This is a genomic window from Dermatophilus sp. B7861-1 (assembly GCF_058996045.1).
The window spans coordinates 604,408-620,079 of sequence record NZ_CM180082.1 but is presented as its reverse complement, the minus strand read 5'-3'; the positions used below and the strand labels follow the sequence as shown (position 1 = coordinate 620,079).

13 protein-coding genes and 3 tRNA genes are annotated in these 15,672 nt (G+C 57.6%); 5 read left to right on the top strand and 11 right to left on the bottom strand.

Features of this window, described 5'->3' with window-relative positions:
• Positions 1-5 precede the first annotated feature (5 nt).
• The 8 genes from AC2T9U_RS02625 to AC2T9U_RS02590 all read right to left on the bottom strand — a co-directional run bounded on the left by AC2T9U_RS02625 (position 6) and on the right by AC2T9U_RS02590 (position 9,269).
• Positions 6-992, bottom strand: coding sequence for an ABC transporter ATP-binding protein (locus AC2T9U_RS02625; protein ID WP_197697054.1), 987 nt, complete (start codon positions 990-992; stop codon positions 6-8).
• 46 nt (positions 993-1,038) lie between these two features.
• Entirely contained in the window at positions 1,039-1,953 is a 915-nt protein-coding gene (locus tag AC2T9U_RS02620) for an ABC transporter permease (RefSeq protein WP_231935394.1), read from the bottom strand.
• Positions 1,954-1,956: 3 nt separating this feature from the next.
• Positions 1,957-3,270 carry a glycosyltransferase gene (locus AC2T9U_RS02615; RefSeq protein WP_493696560.1) on the bottom strand — a complete coding sequence of 438 codons (1,314 nt, stop codon included), beginning with the start codon at positions 3,268-3,270 and terminating at the stop codon, positions 1,957-1,959.
• A gap of 8 nt (positions 3,271-3,278) precedes the next feature.
• A complete protein-coding gene (locus tag AC2T9U_RS02610; RefSeq protein ID WP_115031162.1) occupies positions 3,279-4,364 on the bottom strand; it encodes a glycosyltransferase family 2 protein in 1,086 nt (361 codons plus the stop codon).
• A gap of 5 nt (positions 4,365-4,369) precedes the next feature.
• Positions 4,370-6,016 carry an LCP family protein gene (locus AC2T9U_RS02605; protein WP_493696559.1) on the bottom strand — a complete coding sequence of 549 codons (1,647 nt, stop codon included), beginning with the start codon at positions 6,014-6,016 and terminating at the stop codon, positions 4,370-4,372.
• Positions 6,017-6,495: 479 nt separating this feature from the next.
• The gene (locus AC2T9U_RS02600) at positions 6,496-7,143 is read right to left on the bottom strand and encodes a histidine phosphatase family protein (protein ID WP_115031164.1); all 648 of its coding nucleotides are present in this window, start codon (positions 7,141-7,143) and stop codon (positions 6,496-6,498) included.
• Between the two features lie 51 nt (positions 7,144-7,194).
• A complete protein-coding gene (locus AC2T9U_RS02595) occupies positions 7,195-7,893 on the bottom strand; it encodes a potassium channel family protein (protein ID WP_051277212.1) in 699 nt (232 codons plus the stop codon).
• A gap of 35 nt (positions 7,894-7,928) precedes the next feature.
• Positions 7,929-9,269, bottom strand: coding sequence for a TrkH family potassium uptake protein (locus AC2T9U_RS02590; RefSeq protein WP_493696558.1), 1,341 nt, complete (start codon positions 9,267-9,269; stop codon positions 7,929-7,931).
• Between the two features lie 373 nt (positions 9,270-9,642).
• Between AC2T9U_RS02590 and AC2T9U_RS02585 the strand changes: the two genes are divergently transcribed.
• The 3 genes from AC2T9U_RS02585 (at position 9,643) to AC2T9U_RS02575 (ending at position 10,087) form a co-directional block, all read left to right on the top strand.
• A tRNA-Glu gene (locus tag AC2T9U_RS02585) sits at positions 9,643-9,715 on the top strand.
• Between the two features lie 124 nt (positions 9,716-9,839).
• Positions 9,840-9,916 (top strand) — tRNA-Asp (locus AC2T9U_RS02580).
• Between the two features lie 97 nt (positions 9,917-10,013).
• Positions 10,014-10,087, top strand: a tRNA-Phe gene (locus tag AC2T9U_RS02575).
• Between the two features lie 83 nt (positions 10,088-10,170).
• Here AC2T9U_RS02575 and AC2T9U_RS02570 read toward each other — a convergent pair.
• The gene (locus AC2T9U_RS02570; RefSeq protein WP_493696557.1) at positions 10,171-11,208 is read right to left on the bottom strand and encodes a DUF2891 family protein; all 1,038 of its coding nucleotides are present in this window, start codon (positions 11,206-11,208) and stop codon (positions 10,171-10,173) included.
• 198 nt (positions 11,209-11,406) lie between these two features.
• Between AC2T9U_RS02570 and AC2T9U_RS02565 the strand changes: the two genes are divergently transcribed.
• Entirely contained in the window at positions 11,407-12,057 is a 651-nt protein-coding gene (locus AC2T9U_RS02565; protein WP_493696556.1) for a histidine phosphatase family protein, read from the top strand.
• A 408-nt stretch (positions 12,058-12,465) separates the two neighbouring features.
• Positions 12,466-13,119, top strand: a complete 654-nt coding sequence (locus AC2T9U_RS02560) for a GntR family transcriptional regulator (protein ID WP_115031165.1) — start codon at positions 12,466-12,468, stop codon at positions 13,117-13,119.
• Positions 13,120-13,198: 79 nt separating this feature from the next.
• Here the strand turns inward: AC2T9U_RS02560 and AC2T9U_RS02555 are convergent, their stop codons facing one another.
• Both AC2T9U_RS02555 and flhA read right to left on the bottom strand, forming a co-directional pair.
• Complete coding sequence (locus tag AC2T9U_RS02555) at positions 13,199-13,606, bottom strand: hypothetical protein (protein ID WP_028326724.1); 408 nt, start codon at positions 13,604-13,606, stop codon at positions 13,199-13,201.
• Positions 13,584-15,629, bottom strand: a complete 2,046-nt coding sequence (flhA, locus tag AC2T9U_RS02550) for a flagellar biosynthesis protein FlhA (protein WP_493696555.1) — start codon at positions 15,627-15,629, stop codon at positions 13,584-13,586. The genes AC2T9U_RS02555 and flhA overlap by 23 nt, the downstream gene beginning before the upstream one ends.
• Between the last annotated feature and the right edge of the window lie 43 nt (positions 15,630-15,672).

The following is a 15,672-nucleotide window of genomic DNA, read 5'->3' as shown; positions in this document are numbered from 1 at the left end:
CGAGGTTAGATTTCGTCCATGGTGGCAGGTGTTTTTCCGACCTTGACGAATTCGGTGTAGGCATCGATGCATTCCTCTGGGGAGGCGTGCATCATGATGCGTCCCTTGTGCAGCCAAATGGCGTCATTGCACATTTCTTTGATGCTAGACAGACCGTGAGAAACGAGGAACATTGCTCGCGCGGAGGCACGCAGTTCAGCCATTTTCGCGTTGGCTTTGGCGCGGAAGGTGGCATCACCGGTAGATAGCGCCTCGTCGATCATGAGGATATCGGGCTTCATGTGCACTGCCACAGCGAAGGCTAGGCGGGAGTACATACCAGAGGAGTACGTGCGCATGGGTGCATCAATGAATGCTCCCAGTTCGGCCCATTCGGCAACTTCTTCGGCCCGTTCTTCTACTTCCGCGCGTGACAGACCTGAGGCAAGCCCACCGAGGATGATGTTTTCGCGCCCGGAGAGCATGCCGTTGAATCCGACGCCGAGGGCCAAGAGAGTGCTGGCTCTACCCCACACCTCAATTTGCCCGTGGTTGGGTGGGAGGATGCCGGCGATGGCGCGTAGGAGGGTGGATTTCCCTGCTCCGTTGGCGCCGATAATGCCTATGGCAGTGCCGTTGGGAACATCGAAGCTGATGTCGTTGATCGCGTTGACTTCGATGACTGCGCGTTCGCCTCGTCCGGCACGGACGATGGCGTTTTTGAACGTTGGCACTCGCTCGAAGGTGGTGCGGTAAGTGATGTGCAAGTGCTGCACTGAGACTGCCAGGTCGGTACGGCCGGTGTTGTCGCGCAGTTGCTCTTTCTCACCGCGATAGCGGATTGAACCGGTTTTGGCGCTTTTGCCTGAGCGCATAGAGAAAACGCCACCGACAAGTGCCTCGCTGTTGCTACCGGGTTTAGCTTCGGAAGCTGCGCGCTCAGCAGATGCTGCGCGGGCTTTTTCCTGTGCGGCGAGCTTTTGTGCCTCGCGGTTGTTTTGTTCCTCGGTCATTTTGGCGCCTCCGTCGGTACCAGGGCCCGGTGTTGCGGGGGTGTTATCAGAGACGGACAGCGAACTCACGCTCCCTCGACAAGAAGAAGAACGAACCTGCGGCGACAGATACCACGCTCCACCCGATGGCCATGAGCCACAGGTCGAGCGAAGGAACGACGCCTTCTTGAAGTACCTGGTTGTACCCACCGATGAGGGAGTACAGGGGGTTGAAGGGGATGAGAGCTTTCATGACCGGGTAACGGTCAATGAGATCCACCGTCCACAGCACGGGAGATACGTACAGCCAAATTCGCATGATGTATGGCAGGAAGCTGCTGGTGTCACGGAAGTACACCTGGGCGGTGGAGAAAAGCGCTGCGAGCCCAAAAGTGAAAAGGGTGAGCAGGGCCAAGAAGATCGGGGCAACGATGAAGGTAGCCCAGGTGAAGGGATTACCGGCTGTGATGTGGAAGATGAAGTAGACGGGGATGGTGGGTAGGAATCGGAAGAGGGCGGTGCGTACCGATGTCATAGGCAGCAGAAGCCGCGGGAAAGAGGTGTTTACCACCATTTTTCCTGCTCCAGTAACAGAGGAAGCTCCCTGCAGTACTGCGCCTTGGAAGTAGTAAAAGACAAAGATGCCACCGGTGATGTGGGCTAGAAGGCTGGGTTGGTATCCCTTGCGTTGCAGGACGGTGACCAGCATGAAGTAGACCAGGGCAAGCAGAAGGGGGTTGATGACGAGCCATGCCTGTCCGAAGAAAGTCATGGTGTTTGCTGCGCGCATCCCTGCTCGGGAGTTCGCGACGGCGAACTCTTTTCTTTCCCAGAGGTCTTTGAAGTAAACCTTGAGGTTGGGAAGTCCTGCACGATGCGGCTCGTATTTGTGGTACGGGACCGCGTCGGCGCGGATGATGGATCCGTCGACAGCTCTGGTGACGGCGCGACCCGCCTCTTGTTCGACCGAGTCAGAACTCACCGGCTACTCACCTTTCCGCGTGCTTGCTCGTGTGTGTGCACGCAATGTTCTTACTGCTCTGGCCATTGGTTCCCGGACTACGCGCGCGGTGGTGTGTTGCGTTTTCGTTGTCGGGGGGAGGTGGGGTGGTGTGGCTCCTGAGAGAGAGTCGTACACCGATAGGAGGGCTGCGCCGTCACTTTCCCAGCTGAGTTCGTGTTGTGCGGCTTGTACTGATTGGCACAAGTCGGAGTATTTGGCAATGGCTTCTCGGGTGGCCTGGACAAGGCTGTCTGAGTTGCCGGGGGTGTAGAGGGTACCAAGGTTGTATTTGCGGACGACGGCGGCGAGTTCACCGATGTCGGAGGCAACCATGGGCACTCCAGCACGGACGGCGTGGAAAAGTTTGTTGGGCAGGGCAAGCTCATGGTTTTTCCAGCCGGAGGCAAGAGCTACCAGGACCAGGCCGCATGTTCGCAGGTGCGCGTCGACTTCGTCGGGGCGGGTGGGAGCAACGATGGTGGCTGCTCCGGTGTCGTGACTGTTGAGCCAGGTGTTGTCCACCGGCCCCATGAGACGAACATCTATTCCTTCATTAGTCAGCGTTGTTGCTGCTGCGGCGGCAGTTTCGAGTTCGCGGTGGGCGCCGATACGTCCTGCGTAGATGATGCCATGAGGTTTTTCGGGCAGATCGGGCAGGGAAGCGGTGATGTCTTCGGGCAGGGCGGGAAAGGAGTTACGGACCGTGGTGATGTGTGGCCAGTTGTTTTCTTTGTATTGCTGCCGCAGGGCCTCAGCGACGCCATCTCCGACGGTGATTACGGCTGCCGCCATCGCTGCGAGTTCGCCTTCGAGGCGTCGCTCATGTGCATCTTGCAGCGGTGTGGGGCGGTATTCGCGGGAGCGCCCTGACCAGAACTCGTGGGTGTCATAGATCAGTGGCACAGCGGCGTGTGCGGCAATCCTGACCCCAACTTCCAGTGAGGTGAAGTCGTGGGCATGGACTACGTCGAATCCATCACCGTTGATGACCAGCTCGTGCGCGATATGTTCAGCGGCTTCACCGAATCTGGCAAAGGTGGAATTGCGGTGCGTGGGGAGCATGACCCATCGAGCGAAGGCCATGGGGGGGGAGAGTTTACGGCCGGAGAGGGATTGGGCTCCTTGTTTACGGAGCACGGAGGAGGCTCCGACGGAGGAGATTGTGACGCCAGGAGGCGGCACAAAGTCGCCGGGCACATTTTTTCCGATGATGTGAACGGTGTGGCCGGCTGCGACGAGGGTTGTTGCTTCTTTGAGGACGCGAGCGTCAGTGGCCACCGCAGTGGCCACGATCATGAGACTTTTCACCGTTGGTCAAGCGTAGTCGCCGTGGCGCCTTCTTCGTTGTGCGTGGGAGAGACTTCGCGTAGTTCCTTTGGGCTGGTAATGAATCCAATTCCCCAAGACCAGTGCATAGTGGCGAGAACCGCAGGAAGAGTGGCTCGCACTTTTAGAGGTTCACCGCGGCTGGTTGAGAGGGCTCCAGCTGTGATTCCGGCGAGGTAGCCAGCGGGAACGATCCAGGCTGGATGCCATACCGTTCCTAAAACAGTGGCTGCGACGGTGCCTAGGACCATGGCAGGAGGCGCCAAGTAGCGCAGATTGATTGTGCCTTCATGTGTGGCTGCCACGACTCTGCGCCACCGTCCGTAGTTGCGGTACTGGGTAGCTAAGGCAGAGAAAGATCCCCTAGGGCGGTAGGTAACAGACAGGGCAGGGGTGAACCATACTGTTCCGCCTGCTTGGCGGATACGGTGGTTGAGTTCCCAGTCTTGGGCGCGGGTGAAGTGGGGGTCGTATCCGCCTGCTTTTTCAAGAGCGCGGCGACGGAAAACACCGAGGTAGACAGTGTCGGCTGGGCCAGCTTCTCCCCCGACATGGAAACGGGCGTTGCCAACACCGATTTTGCTGCGCATGGCGCATGCGACAGCTTTCTCGAAAGTGGTTCGTCCTTGGGCATTCATGATGCCGCCAACATTGTCGGCACCGACGCGAAGCAGTTCGGCAACAGCCAGGCGAATGTAGCCCTCGGAGAGTTCGGCGTGTCCGTCCACGCGCACGATGATGGGGTGGTGACTAGCGGCGATGGCAGCGTTGAGTGCATCGGGGGTGCGCCCTGAGGGGTTCTCGACGACGGTAACGCGTTCATCGGCAGCAGCGAGCGCGGCAGCAACCTCAGCGGTGCGGTCTTTGCTGGGGCCGACTGCCAGGATGACTTCCACTTCGCCTGGGTAATCCTGGGCGAGAACTTGTCGTACAGCAGCGTCGAGGTGGTTTTCTTCGTCGAGAACCGGGATCATGACGGTGACTGGTGGCCAGCTCTCTTCAGAGGCGAATTGCCCTAGAGCGTCGACCGGTGGCGTTGAGTGCGTTGGGTTTTGGTTGCTCATCGAACTCATCCTGCCGAACACACAGCAGCAAGGTCCTCGGTCATGCCGGTTGAGGCACTGCTGGAGCCACTGGGGCGGGGGGATGCGGTTGTGGTGGAGCGAGAACCGCGGGTGGGGTGTGCACTGCTCATGCTGCTACCGGTGGCTCGCTGTTGTCCGGGAGCACCAGGGATGTTTTCTCCGCGGGGAGAGATGACGTTGTCGTTTTTGAGGCCATTGGTGGAGTGAGGGCTATGGCTTGCTGATGCGCGAGAGGTCGAGCTGGCTCGGGAAGAGGAGCTTGCGGATTCTCCAGCGCGTTCAGTCTTGGCGATAGCTTCCGCGACTTTGTTGCGGATCACCTGGGGGTCATATTTCCAGGGGTTAATGATCGGCGGGGTGAAGTTGACGCTAGTCATTTTCTGGTCGCGGGCTTTGATTGCCAGGTCGCTCATGGTGCCTAGTTGAGAGGCGGGGATGTCGGTGCCGAGAGTGCTTCCGGCGGCGCCAGCAAGTTCTTGATATTTGGTGATGACCGTTGCTGGGTCGAGCTGGTGGAGCATTGAGGTCATGACGCATTGTTGGCGCTGCATGCGCTCGTAGTTGCTGGAACCCTCGCGGGAGCGGGCGTACCAGAGGGCGTGATATCCGTCGAGGTGCTGGTGACCTGGCTGGATGTAACCCTTAATGCGGGAGGTCCCACCGCCAATGGGGGTTGCTTTACGGACGTCAACATCGATACCGCCGACGGCGTCGATGAATCGTTGGAATCCTTTGAGGTCGACGAGTGCGTAGTACTGAATGTCGATACCGGAGAGGGATTCGATGGCTTCTTTGGTGGCTAGGACACCGACGTCTCCAGAGTTTGCAGGGAATTTGGAGGCGTTTTGGTGGGCCCAGGTGTAGAGACCGTTGAGGAGGCATTTGTCGCCGCAGTTCCATCCTTGAGGCATGAGCCTGCTCATGGTAGTTCCGGGGCGGAAGTTGATGTTTTCGGTGTCGCGAGCGAAGCCGAACATGGCAGTGCGGCCACTGTCTGCGTCAATACTGGCGAGCATGATGGTGTCTGGGCGTAGACCTTCACGACTTGCGCCTGAGTCACCGCCGAGCAGAAGAATGTTGTAACGGCCTTGTACTGGCTTAGCGGCCATTCCTGTGCCAAACATTCCAGAAACAGCAGAGGCACCAACGCGGATGACGTTGGCGCTCCAGGTGAGTGTGCCGCAGGAGATGACCATAAGCATCGCGGCCAAAAGTGAGACGCCGAGGCGAGTTCGCTTGGGGAGAGTACCTGGGCGGCTGAGGCGGACGGCGTCGATGAACAGCCATGCCCAGCCGACGGCGCAGGCTAGTACGACCGCTGCGAGTCCCCACAATACGGGTGGCCGCGCGAAGGTGTTGATAACGAAGGCTCGGTTGTAGAAGAACAGACCGATGATGACTGCGGCGGCGAGCACGAACAGGATGAGTAGGCGTATGACGAACCGCCCCAGTCGTTTGTTGCCGCCTACAAGCTGGGCGCTTCCCGGCGCGAACTGGGTTAACCAGATGAGCGTGTAGGCACGGCGACGGCGCACGGCTGCCGTTGCCGTGTTCGGCGACGACAACGCCTCGGTTCCGCCGCGGCCCACTAGGGACTGTTCCTCGGATGTGCGCTTGGGGTCACTGGTCATAATGAAACTAGTATCCGCACAAAGACCGTATGTATCCGAAAGTCCCGCTGAACGTCTTCCGAGAATGGGGTGGACGCAGCCCCCCTATGTCGTGTATTAAGCGCGCAGTTTTTGTGGAATTTTTCTCTCTCTGTAGTGCGCTACGGACTAAGCAGCGCTTGAAGTGGCGGGGCAAAGAAAAATATGCCCGGCATCTTTCGTCAGCGTATGGCGCATTTTTAGCCGGAAGTGTCATGTCCCTGCTGGAGGTAAAGCTGCGCTCTTGAGCGCGTAGCTGGTGTGCATTGGAGCCCACTTGTCCTGTGTTACATGGCACCCATAGGCATCTGTTTTGGTTACTTCACATCGAAGATGTGGGCCAAGAAGCACCCCATTTAGGACGTAAACCTTTGCCCCACAGCATTTTTCGCTGTGCGTGAACTAGCGCAGTGGGTACGTGTTGATAGGACCGCTTGGCCTCGACTGCCCTTTCTTTACTTCTACTCATTTTCGTAGATCGGCATAGCGGGGAGCGGATCACTGACGCCTAGAGGGTGGTCTCCCCAGTGCGCGAGGCTCCAATGCCCTGGCTTGCCGACGATGTCGACCGCAGCTGTGTTGGCAAGTGAGTTTTTTACGACGTAGTCGAATTCGACTCCGCAGACGAACATGGCAGTCCATCCACGTATGACCGCGCCGTGCGAGAAGACAACAGCCGTTCCGTCTTCACCCACGTGCTGATAAATCTCCTCTAGAACCTGGTTGTAACGATCCGCCACATTTTGTCCGGTTTCACCGTTGACTTTGCTGGTTGTGAAGTCGTCTTTCCAGCTAATGAGCATCCCGTGATAGCTCTCCAGTGCCTCCAAGTCGCCTCGCATTTCGAGATCTCCAGCAGAGATTTCGCGCACTCCCTCGCGGATCCATGGCGTGAGGTTGCGTTGGGCGGCTAGTGGTGCCGCTGTTTGCTGAGTGCGCACGAGGGTGGAGGTAACGATGAGGTCGATGTTGACCTCAGCAAGGGCTGCGGGGATGGCTTTTGCTTGCTCTATCCCCAAGTCGGTCAGATCTGCTCCGGGCTCTGCGGTATCCAACAGCATGTCGATGTTGGAACTGGTCTGTCCGTGGCGGATGAGGATGAGGCGCATGCGCTCATTCTCTCCTGTACGCCTGAGGATGAGCTAGACGCTGTTGAGGTTTCAGCTTCGTGAATCTTCAGGATCATCGTGTGGCAGGGCAGAGAATTTTTCTACTGCTTTGACGCTGCCAGAAATGATGAGTTCGTCGCCGCGGTGGGCGATCGTTTCGGACTCGGCGTAGGTGAAGGATTCTCCTTCGCGTTTGATGCCAACAATGGTGATGCGGTAGCGCGAACGGATATCTGAGCGTGAGAAGGGCACTCCCCACAAAATCGCAGGCGCAGTGGTGCGAGCGAGCGCGTATCCCTCGAATTCGAGGTAGTCCGAGAGCGATCCGACGATTTGATGGGCAACGCGTTTGCCCATGTCACGTTCGGGGTAGACGACGTGGTGGGCGCCAACGCGTTCGAGGATGCTGCCGTGTTTATCGGTGACTGCTTTTGCCCAGATCTCTTCTACGCCAATCTCGGACAGAGACAGGACGGTTAGGACGCTGGCTTCGATGTCGGTTCCGATGGCAACAACGGCTCGGTCAAAGCTGCTGACGCCGAGTTGGTTGAGGGCTTCACTGTCGGTGGCGTCGGCTTGAACTACGTGGGTGAATTCGCCAGCGAATCGTTGGACTAGGTCAGCATCGGAATCAATGGCCATGACTTCTTTTTCCATCTTGACCAAGCTTTGGGCTACTGAGGATCCGAAACGCCCCAGACCGACGACGAGGATGGATTCAGGTTCGCGTGCCATTCGGCGAGGCCACATGTGGTTCTCCTTGGGTTGATGTTATGCCGTGTGCGTCAGCCGACGATGGGCGCTTCGTTGGGTAGGTGGTAGTGGCGCTGTCTGGTGCGCAGCGCCAAAGCGGAGGCAACGGTGACGGTGCCGACACGTCCGATGAACATCAACACCATCAGGAGCACCTGCCCCCCTGGGGGTAGGTCAGGGGTGATGCCTAGGGATAGTCCACAGGTAGCGAATGCTGATACCACGTCGAAGAGTACGGCGATGAGTGGAAGTTCAGTGAGTGAAACGAGGACGACGGCGCTTGCAGTAACGACGCCAACTGATAGGAGCGCGATTGCCAGGGCCTGTCGGATGGTGGCATTCGAAACGCTGCGGTGCCCGACGGTGACATCGTGTTCGCCGCGGATTTCGGCGAGGATCACGAAAGCCAGGAGGAAGAAGGTGGATACTTTCAGGCCGCCGGAGGTTCCTGCAGACCCTCCACCGATGAACATCAGGACGATGGTTGCGACGGTGGACTCGTCAGTGATTTGGGCATAGTCAACAGCGCTGAATCCTGCGGAGCGGGGCATGATTCCTCCGGCGAGGGCACCATTGATTTTTCCCATCACATTAAGTGGACCCAGAGTGCCGGGGTTATTCCATTCGAAAAGCGCGAAATACCCCACGCCAACAACCATGAGGAAAAGGAATCCCCAGAAGGTCAGCCGCATATGGACGCTCCAGTGGTGGGGACGCCGCCATTTGGTTTGCAGCTCGAATAGAACGGGGTAGCCAAGGCTGCCAAGGATAATAAGCAGGAACAGCGGCCACATAATCCAGGGGTCACCGACGTAATTCACCAACCCAGCGTCGGGGGTGAATCCTGCGTTAGTGAATCCCATGGCGGAGTAGAAGAAGCCATGGAGCACAGCGCCGCTGAAGGGTTCCCCGCGGATAAGCAGCCGGATGGTGAGGATGACGCCGGCGAGGACCTCGAGAGTGAGCATGACAGCGGCGATGCGGGTGATGACGCGGCGCACTTCACCGAGGGTGCGGGTTTGTTTTTCTGTTTGGGCGACGAGGGTGCCAGTCAGGTCTAGACGACCATTGACGGCTAGGGCGAACAGTGTGGCGGCAGACATGATGCCGAATCCGCCAAGTTGAGTAAGGACGATGATGACTGCTTTACCGAAGGGGGTCCAGTAGGTCGCTGTGTCAACAACAGTCAGGCCGGTGATGCAGGTGGCGGAGACTGCCGTAAAGGCCGAGGCGAGGTAGTCAACTTCGCCGGGATGAGAGATCGGTAAAGCCAGCAGTGCTGCGCCAAGGGCCATAAAAAGGATGAACGCTATGGGGACAAGACGGACCGGAGAGGCGAGCCATCGTCCTTGTCGCCGCCAGAGGCTAACCACATGTCCTCCTGGGGGTGCACGGTGTGTACCGCTTGCGGGGGTGCCCGCGCATCCCGTCACCACCTTTTCGCCCTGTCGAGGTTCCCGCGTGCGCGGGTCTTTTCGATTGTGCCAGCAGATAGTGGGGCTCTTCACCCTGGGTTGCAGCAGGGGTGGCTCACCATTGCTCGGGGTGGCTTGTGGAGCAAAGAGCACGCAGGCCCACTGGCCAGGGCCGGCTTTTAGGGTGATGACCAGCACAGATGCCGCCGTTTTGCCGCTTGGCCTGTTTGTCACATATGCTTCTTCATGTCCTCGCGGGGTCAACCGGAATTTAATCCGATGCAGTTCGCTGCATCAGAGATAAAAAGCTGGTAGAGACCGTAAGGAAAGGGTCCCCATCGTCTAGCGGCCTAGGACTCCGCCCTTTCACGGCGGCAACACGGGTTCAAATCCCGTTGGGGATGCGCAGAAGAGCTGATTGGCACGAAGCGCACACAATGTGCTTAGATAAACCAGTCGCTCAGAGCAACACAGCAAAGAACTTACTGATGAGAAGTCTTCTCTCAGAAGAGAGTTCAATGCATTCTAGGCCCCGTAGCGCAGTTGGTTAGCGCGCCGCCCTGTCACGGCGGAGGTCGCCGGTTCGAGCCCGGTCGGGGTCGCCAGTTCTTTTGGCAATCGCTCTCTTGATCTCTTGATTCAAGGGAGCGATTCTGTACCAGCCACTCTGTATGGCAAGAACTGACAGGAAAATGTTCCTGCGGCCAGGTAGCTCAGTTGGTACGAGCGTCCGACTGAAAATCGGAAGGTCGGCGGTTCGACCCCGCCCCTGGCCACAAGCAAACCCGAGATCACATCCCATGATCTCGGGTTTTTTCATTCGCTTACAGCATCACTATCAGCAGAGAGCAGACGGCACTCACGCAGTCACAGCCAACAGCGCGAACGAGACCAACCAGTGCGTTGCCATGAAATCGCCAGCCACAATCGCCTCCTGCACCGAAGCAACCTGCTCAGCGGTCACCACACGAATACGCCGCTCAACCTCATTCCCCACATACGGCCCCAACCGCCGCAACACTGCTGCCCGAGACAACACCAACCCATACAAATGGGCGCCCTTGCCATCGGCAGGATCGGACACCTGCGGCACCTTCAATAACGAACATCCCTCCTGTCCCAACCCCGGAAGAAAATCAGCCAACCACCCAACAAACTCACCCTCCGGAAGAATTCGGCGCATTAAATCCGCCTCCGTCAATGCAGGCGACAAAAAATCAGAACCGCCAGGCTCCCACGCCACCGGATAATCCCGATCCTGCCCAAACCACGCACGCCCACGCTCCACCACCAACGACCGCAACCCTCGATCGCTGCGAACTACCCCGCATGCCGACATCACATCCAACGCATCCAGCACTAACCCCATCCCGAAAGCCACATTCGCGTGCTCACCCGAACGCACCGGATACAACAACCGTGGCAGCCACTGCCTCACCAGCTCAAACACAACATCCAACAACGGCCTACTCGCCCTAGCCCACTCCCCTGCCCCAGGGACCCCCGCGCTCTGCGCCTCAAACGCAGCAGCCACCAACATCGCCGCCCATCCCCACCCATACGGCCGCTCAAACCACGGATGCTCCCGCAAATACGCGACCTCAACTGCGACATTCTCCGGTGTCAAGCGCTCATCCAAGAGCTTCACCAACCCCGCCCGCTCAGCCTGCGGCAAATCCACCAACGTCAACAACCGCAACGCAGACCACTGCATATGACACGACGAATGCCAATCCAAAGCCCCATAAAAAGCTGGATGCAACACATGCGGAGTCACATCACAATCACCCCGTTCGGCAGACATATGCGACGACGCATAGGGAAACTCTGTCCCCACCACATCAGGAACAGTCCGCGCCCACTGCACCGCATACAACGAACGCCAATCAGACAACACCACACACCCGCCAATCCAACGAAAACACCCAGCTAGCTACACCATCAAGAACAAACGACGTACATAATCACCACGTTGCACACCCACACCAACACCCATCACAAAATCAGCACCACCAGCCACCCACTCCCCCACCCAAGCGACATACACCGATTCACTCCACAACCACCCTCTTTCCACGCGACATACTGTGAAAACGTGACCACCCCCCTACCCAACACCCCCGCACCCAACAATCCACCCGGAAAACTCGTCATCATCCGCCATGGCGAAACTTCCTGGTCCAAACTCGGACGACACACCGGACTCACCGATATCCCCCTCACCCACCACGGCGAAGAACTCGCCCGACGCGCAGGCACCCTCGTCAAGGACTACAACTTCACTCTCGTTCTCTCCTCACCCCTCCAACGCGCCCGACGCACCGCCGAACTGGCCGGGCTAATCCCAGAAATAGAAGACCTCATGGTCGAGTGGGACTACGGCGGCTACGAAGGCCGCACCACCGAATCCATCCGTGAAGAACTCGGCTACAACTGGACTGCCTTCACTCACGGCGTCATCCGTGGCGAGACCCCCGGAGAAACTGTCGAAGAAGTCGCAGCCCGCGCATCCCGCGTCCTCACACGCGCTCTACCAGCTATGACACGCGGAGACGTCGCCCTCATAGCCCACGGGCACTTCCTACGCATCCTCACAGCCGTCTTCCTACGCATGGCCCCCCGCTTTGGATCAGCCCTCACCCTCGACGCAGGCTCAGTTAGCGTTCTGGGCTACCACCGCGAAGCTCCCGCCATCCTCGCGTGGAACCACGGCCCCACTTTGCCTCGAACCCCCTGTGAATCGTAAAGAATCCACCACCAAATCCACCCCTACTGCCACCAGAATCACAACTATCACCCACGCCTGAACAGAAGAATCCACTGAGAAGACAAGTAACACCAAACAAAGCACTATCCACCTTCTCTTTTTCTACAAAAATGAAAATGTTTTTAACACTTGTCCATGTCGATCGACCATTCACTCTCACGATTACCTAAAGACCTCAGAAAAGTTGATAAAAATACATGTCGACCTGGACACTTGACTACAAAAACATACCCTCACCTGCAGTATTCCTCTTGGACAAAGAGACTCAGAAGCGCTACCTTCATTGATAGCGACTACAAGTCCAGGGGGAGATCCCAGCCATACCAAGGGATCTATTTTTCAACACCTAAAATTCCGCAAGGAATTATGGCAACTGGAGGGAGAGGCATGTCGCGTGCAATATCTGCGACTGAACGCGCCTATAACGCCACACGAGGAAAAATCCTCGATGGGGCGTTGGCCGGTGGTGACGTCATCACCGAGGGCGCGGTTTCCACCGAACTCGGAATCAGCCGCACACCAGTACGCGAAGCGTTCCTCCGCCTCCAGGCGGAAGGGCTTCTGCAGCTTTACCCCAAACGCGGTGCCGTTGTGGTACCAGTCACCGCCGAGGAAGCACTCTCGGTCGGTGAGGCGCGCGAAATCATCGAATCCTTCGCCGTCACCAAACTCCTATCCGAGTCTCCTGAACCTCCAGCGGAACTCGTAGACCGCTTGTGGGAATGTCTCAACGCACAACGGCAAGCAATCCGCGCCCACAATGCCTCAGCATTCATCGATGCCGACACAAGCTTTCACCTGGCCATCGTGGAGCTGAGCGAAAACGACTTCTTCTTTGACCTCTACAAAAGCCTGCGCGACCACCAGCGTCGCCTAGCAGTACACGCAGGCGCCCTCACCCCCGCCAACATGACCGCCTCATACAACGAGCACGTCAAACTGGCAGGACTTTTAAGTGAAGGTGAACTCGACAGCTATCTTGCTTTCCTGCGCAAACACTTACGCGAAGGACGCAAACGCATGGGCATCGACATAGTCTGACGCTAACTAAAGGGGTGGTTCCTAACCGTACGGTCAGGAACCACCCCTTTATCTATTACCTAAAAAATCATTTCGATCATTATTCTCCAGGCATCCGCTCCCGCGGCGGCTCGTAACCAGTCGCCCCGTTAGGGACACGGTAATTCTGCCCACCTAGCATCTCGCCAGTGACATGATCGATTTTTGTAGCTTCGATCTTTGACTCATTCTGTTGACGAAAAGATTTCGCTACTCCATAAACAAGGTTCACCAACCCCCATGCCACGATGAGCGCGGCAAGGTAACGAAGAATCATTTGATCGAATTCCATCCCGCCATCTACATACTTAAGTAAAGCAGGGATCGTCATCACCGTGGCGAAAAGCACACTGATACTAAAAGGGGGAAGGTCAGGCTTCTCTTCCACGATAATCGTGGTGACAGACTCCTTTCCTTTCTTTCCCTTCTTACCTTTTTTGCCTTTTTTAGGCTGCGATTTCGCCGACATTCACCACTCCTGACGTGACAAGCGTGAGCTGACCGCCCAACTCCGAATAGGAAAGAACAGGGATCCTCGGCGCCACTTGTTCCAGAAGGCGCCGTATCGGCAGCCGTAATGGCTGCGCACACACAAACACAGGTGGATCGCCAGTAGCCTCGGCTTCTGCGGAAACAGAGGCGATCTGGTTAGCCACGCTCTCAGCGAGCATCGGGTCGATCATCAGGGTCGCTCCTGCCTCAGTAATCCGCAGGCTCTCAAGCAAACGCTGCTCAAGAAGCGAATCAAAAGTGATCACTGACAACCGGCCATCAACCGCGTGACTAGAAGCGATAGCTGGCCCCAAAGAAGCACGCGCAGCTTCGGTCAGCCCATCAGGGTCGGTGGAGATTTTGGCCCGCATAGACATGGCCTCGAAGATGCGAACGAGGTCACGTATACACACACGTTCATCGAGGAGCGCCTGGAGAGTGCGTTGAATTTCACCCAGACTCAACGGCGTAGGAGTGAGCTCCTCGATTACTACCGGGTTTGATTGACGGACCATGTCTACGAGCATCTTGACGTCTTCGCGGCCGAGAAGCTCTGCGGCATGAACGCGAACAACCTCAGCCATATGGGTGGTGACCACGGAACTGCGGTCAACGACGGTGGCAGTGGCCAAAGCCATGTGTTCACGTAGTTCACCTGGCACCCATTTAGCGGCGAGCCCGAAGACGGGTTCTGTGGTGGGTGTTCCTGGTAGGTCATCGAGATCGTCGCCGATGGCCAAGACCATTCCTGCCGGTGCGGTGCCGCGGGCGACTTCGACTCCGTGCACGCGGATGGCGTAGGTGCGTGGCGGCAGGTCAAGGTTGTCCCGGGTACGTACCAAAGGCACCACGACGCCGATTTCTTGTGCAAGTTTGCGTCGCAGCGCGCGTACTCGATCTAAGAGGTCACCGCCGTTAGCGGCATCAACCAAGTCAATGAGGTCGTAGGCCAGTTCGAGTTCAAGCGGTTCGACCCGCATGTCTTGCGCGATTGCCATAGGCGAATCTTTTTGCGGAACAAGGGGTTCGAGATCTTCGGGAGTCTCGACTTCCGGTTCTTCTCCCAGTTTGGGAATCCGTGTGGACAGGAACATGACTGCACCGCCAATAAGCGCAAATGGCAGGAACGGCATGCCAGGGACGATCGCCAGCAGAAGGATGACACCAGCAGCGATTTGGATGGTGATGCGGTTGGCGCCGAATTGTTGGAGGAGGTCGGTTCCAAGCTCGTTGTTAGTGCTAGCGCGGGTAACTACGACACCGGTTGCAACAGAAATGAGCAACGCAGGGATCTGAGAGACGATGCCGTCTCCGACAGTCATGAGCGAGTAGGTCTGTAAAGCGCTCTGGAAATCCATGCCACGCTGGACCATGCCGATGATGAAGCCACCGACGAGGTTAATGATGGCGATGAGGACTGCGGCGATGGCATCGCCTTTGACGAATTTGCTGGCACCGTCCATGGAGCCGTAGAAGTCAGCTTCGGCTGATACCTCGGCGCGGCGAGAACGGGCTTGATTTTCGTCGATGAGGCCAGAGTTGAGGTCGGCGTCAATAGCCATTTGTTTACCGGGCATGGCGTCGAGGGTGAAGCGAGCCGAGACTTCGGCGACGCGGCCGGCACCGTTGGTGATGACCATGAACTGGATCACCATGAGGATGATGAAGATCACGAGACCGACAACGATGGACCCGCCGACGACGAACTGACCGAAGGCTTCGATAACGTGCCCGGCGAACCCGTTGAGAAGAACAAGTCGGGTGGTGGAGATGTTGAGGGCGAGGCGGAAAAGAGTGGCCACGAGGATGACCACAGGGAAGGTGGAAAATTCGAGGGGTTTCTTCACCCGTAGGGCGAGGACGAGGATGACAGTAGCCAGGGCGAGGTTGGTGACGAGGAGAAGGTCGAGCACGAGGGTGGGCAGAGGGATCACCATCATGACGACGATGCCGATGATCAACGCCGGTACCCCGATGGTGGCGATGTAATCCTTTTTCACGGCACCTCACGAGCGCTGGACGGGGTTGGGGGCCAGATAGTTC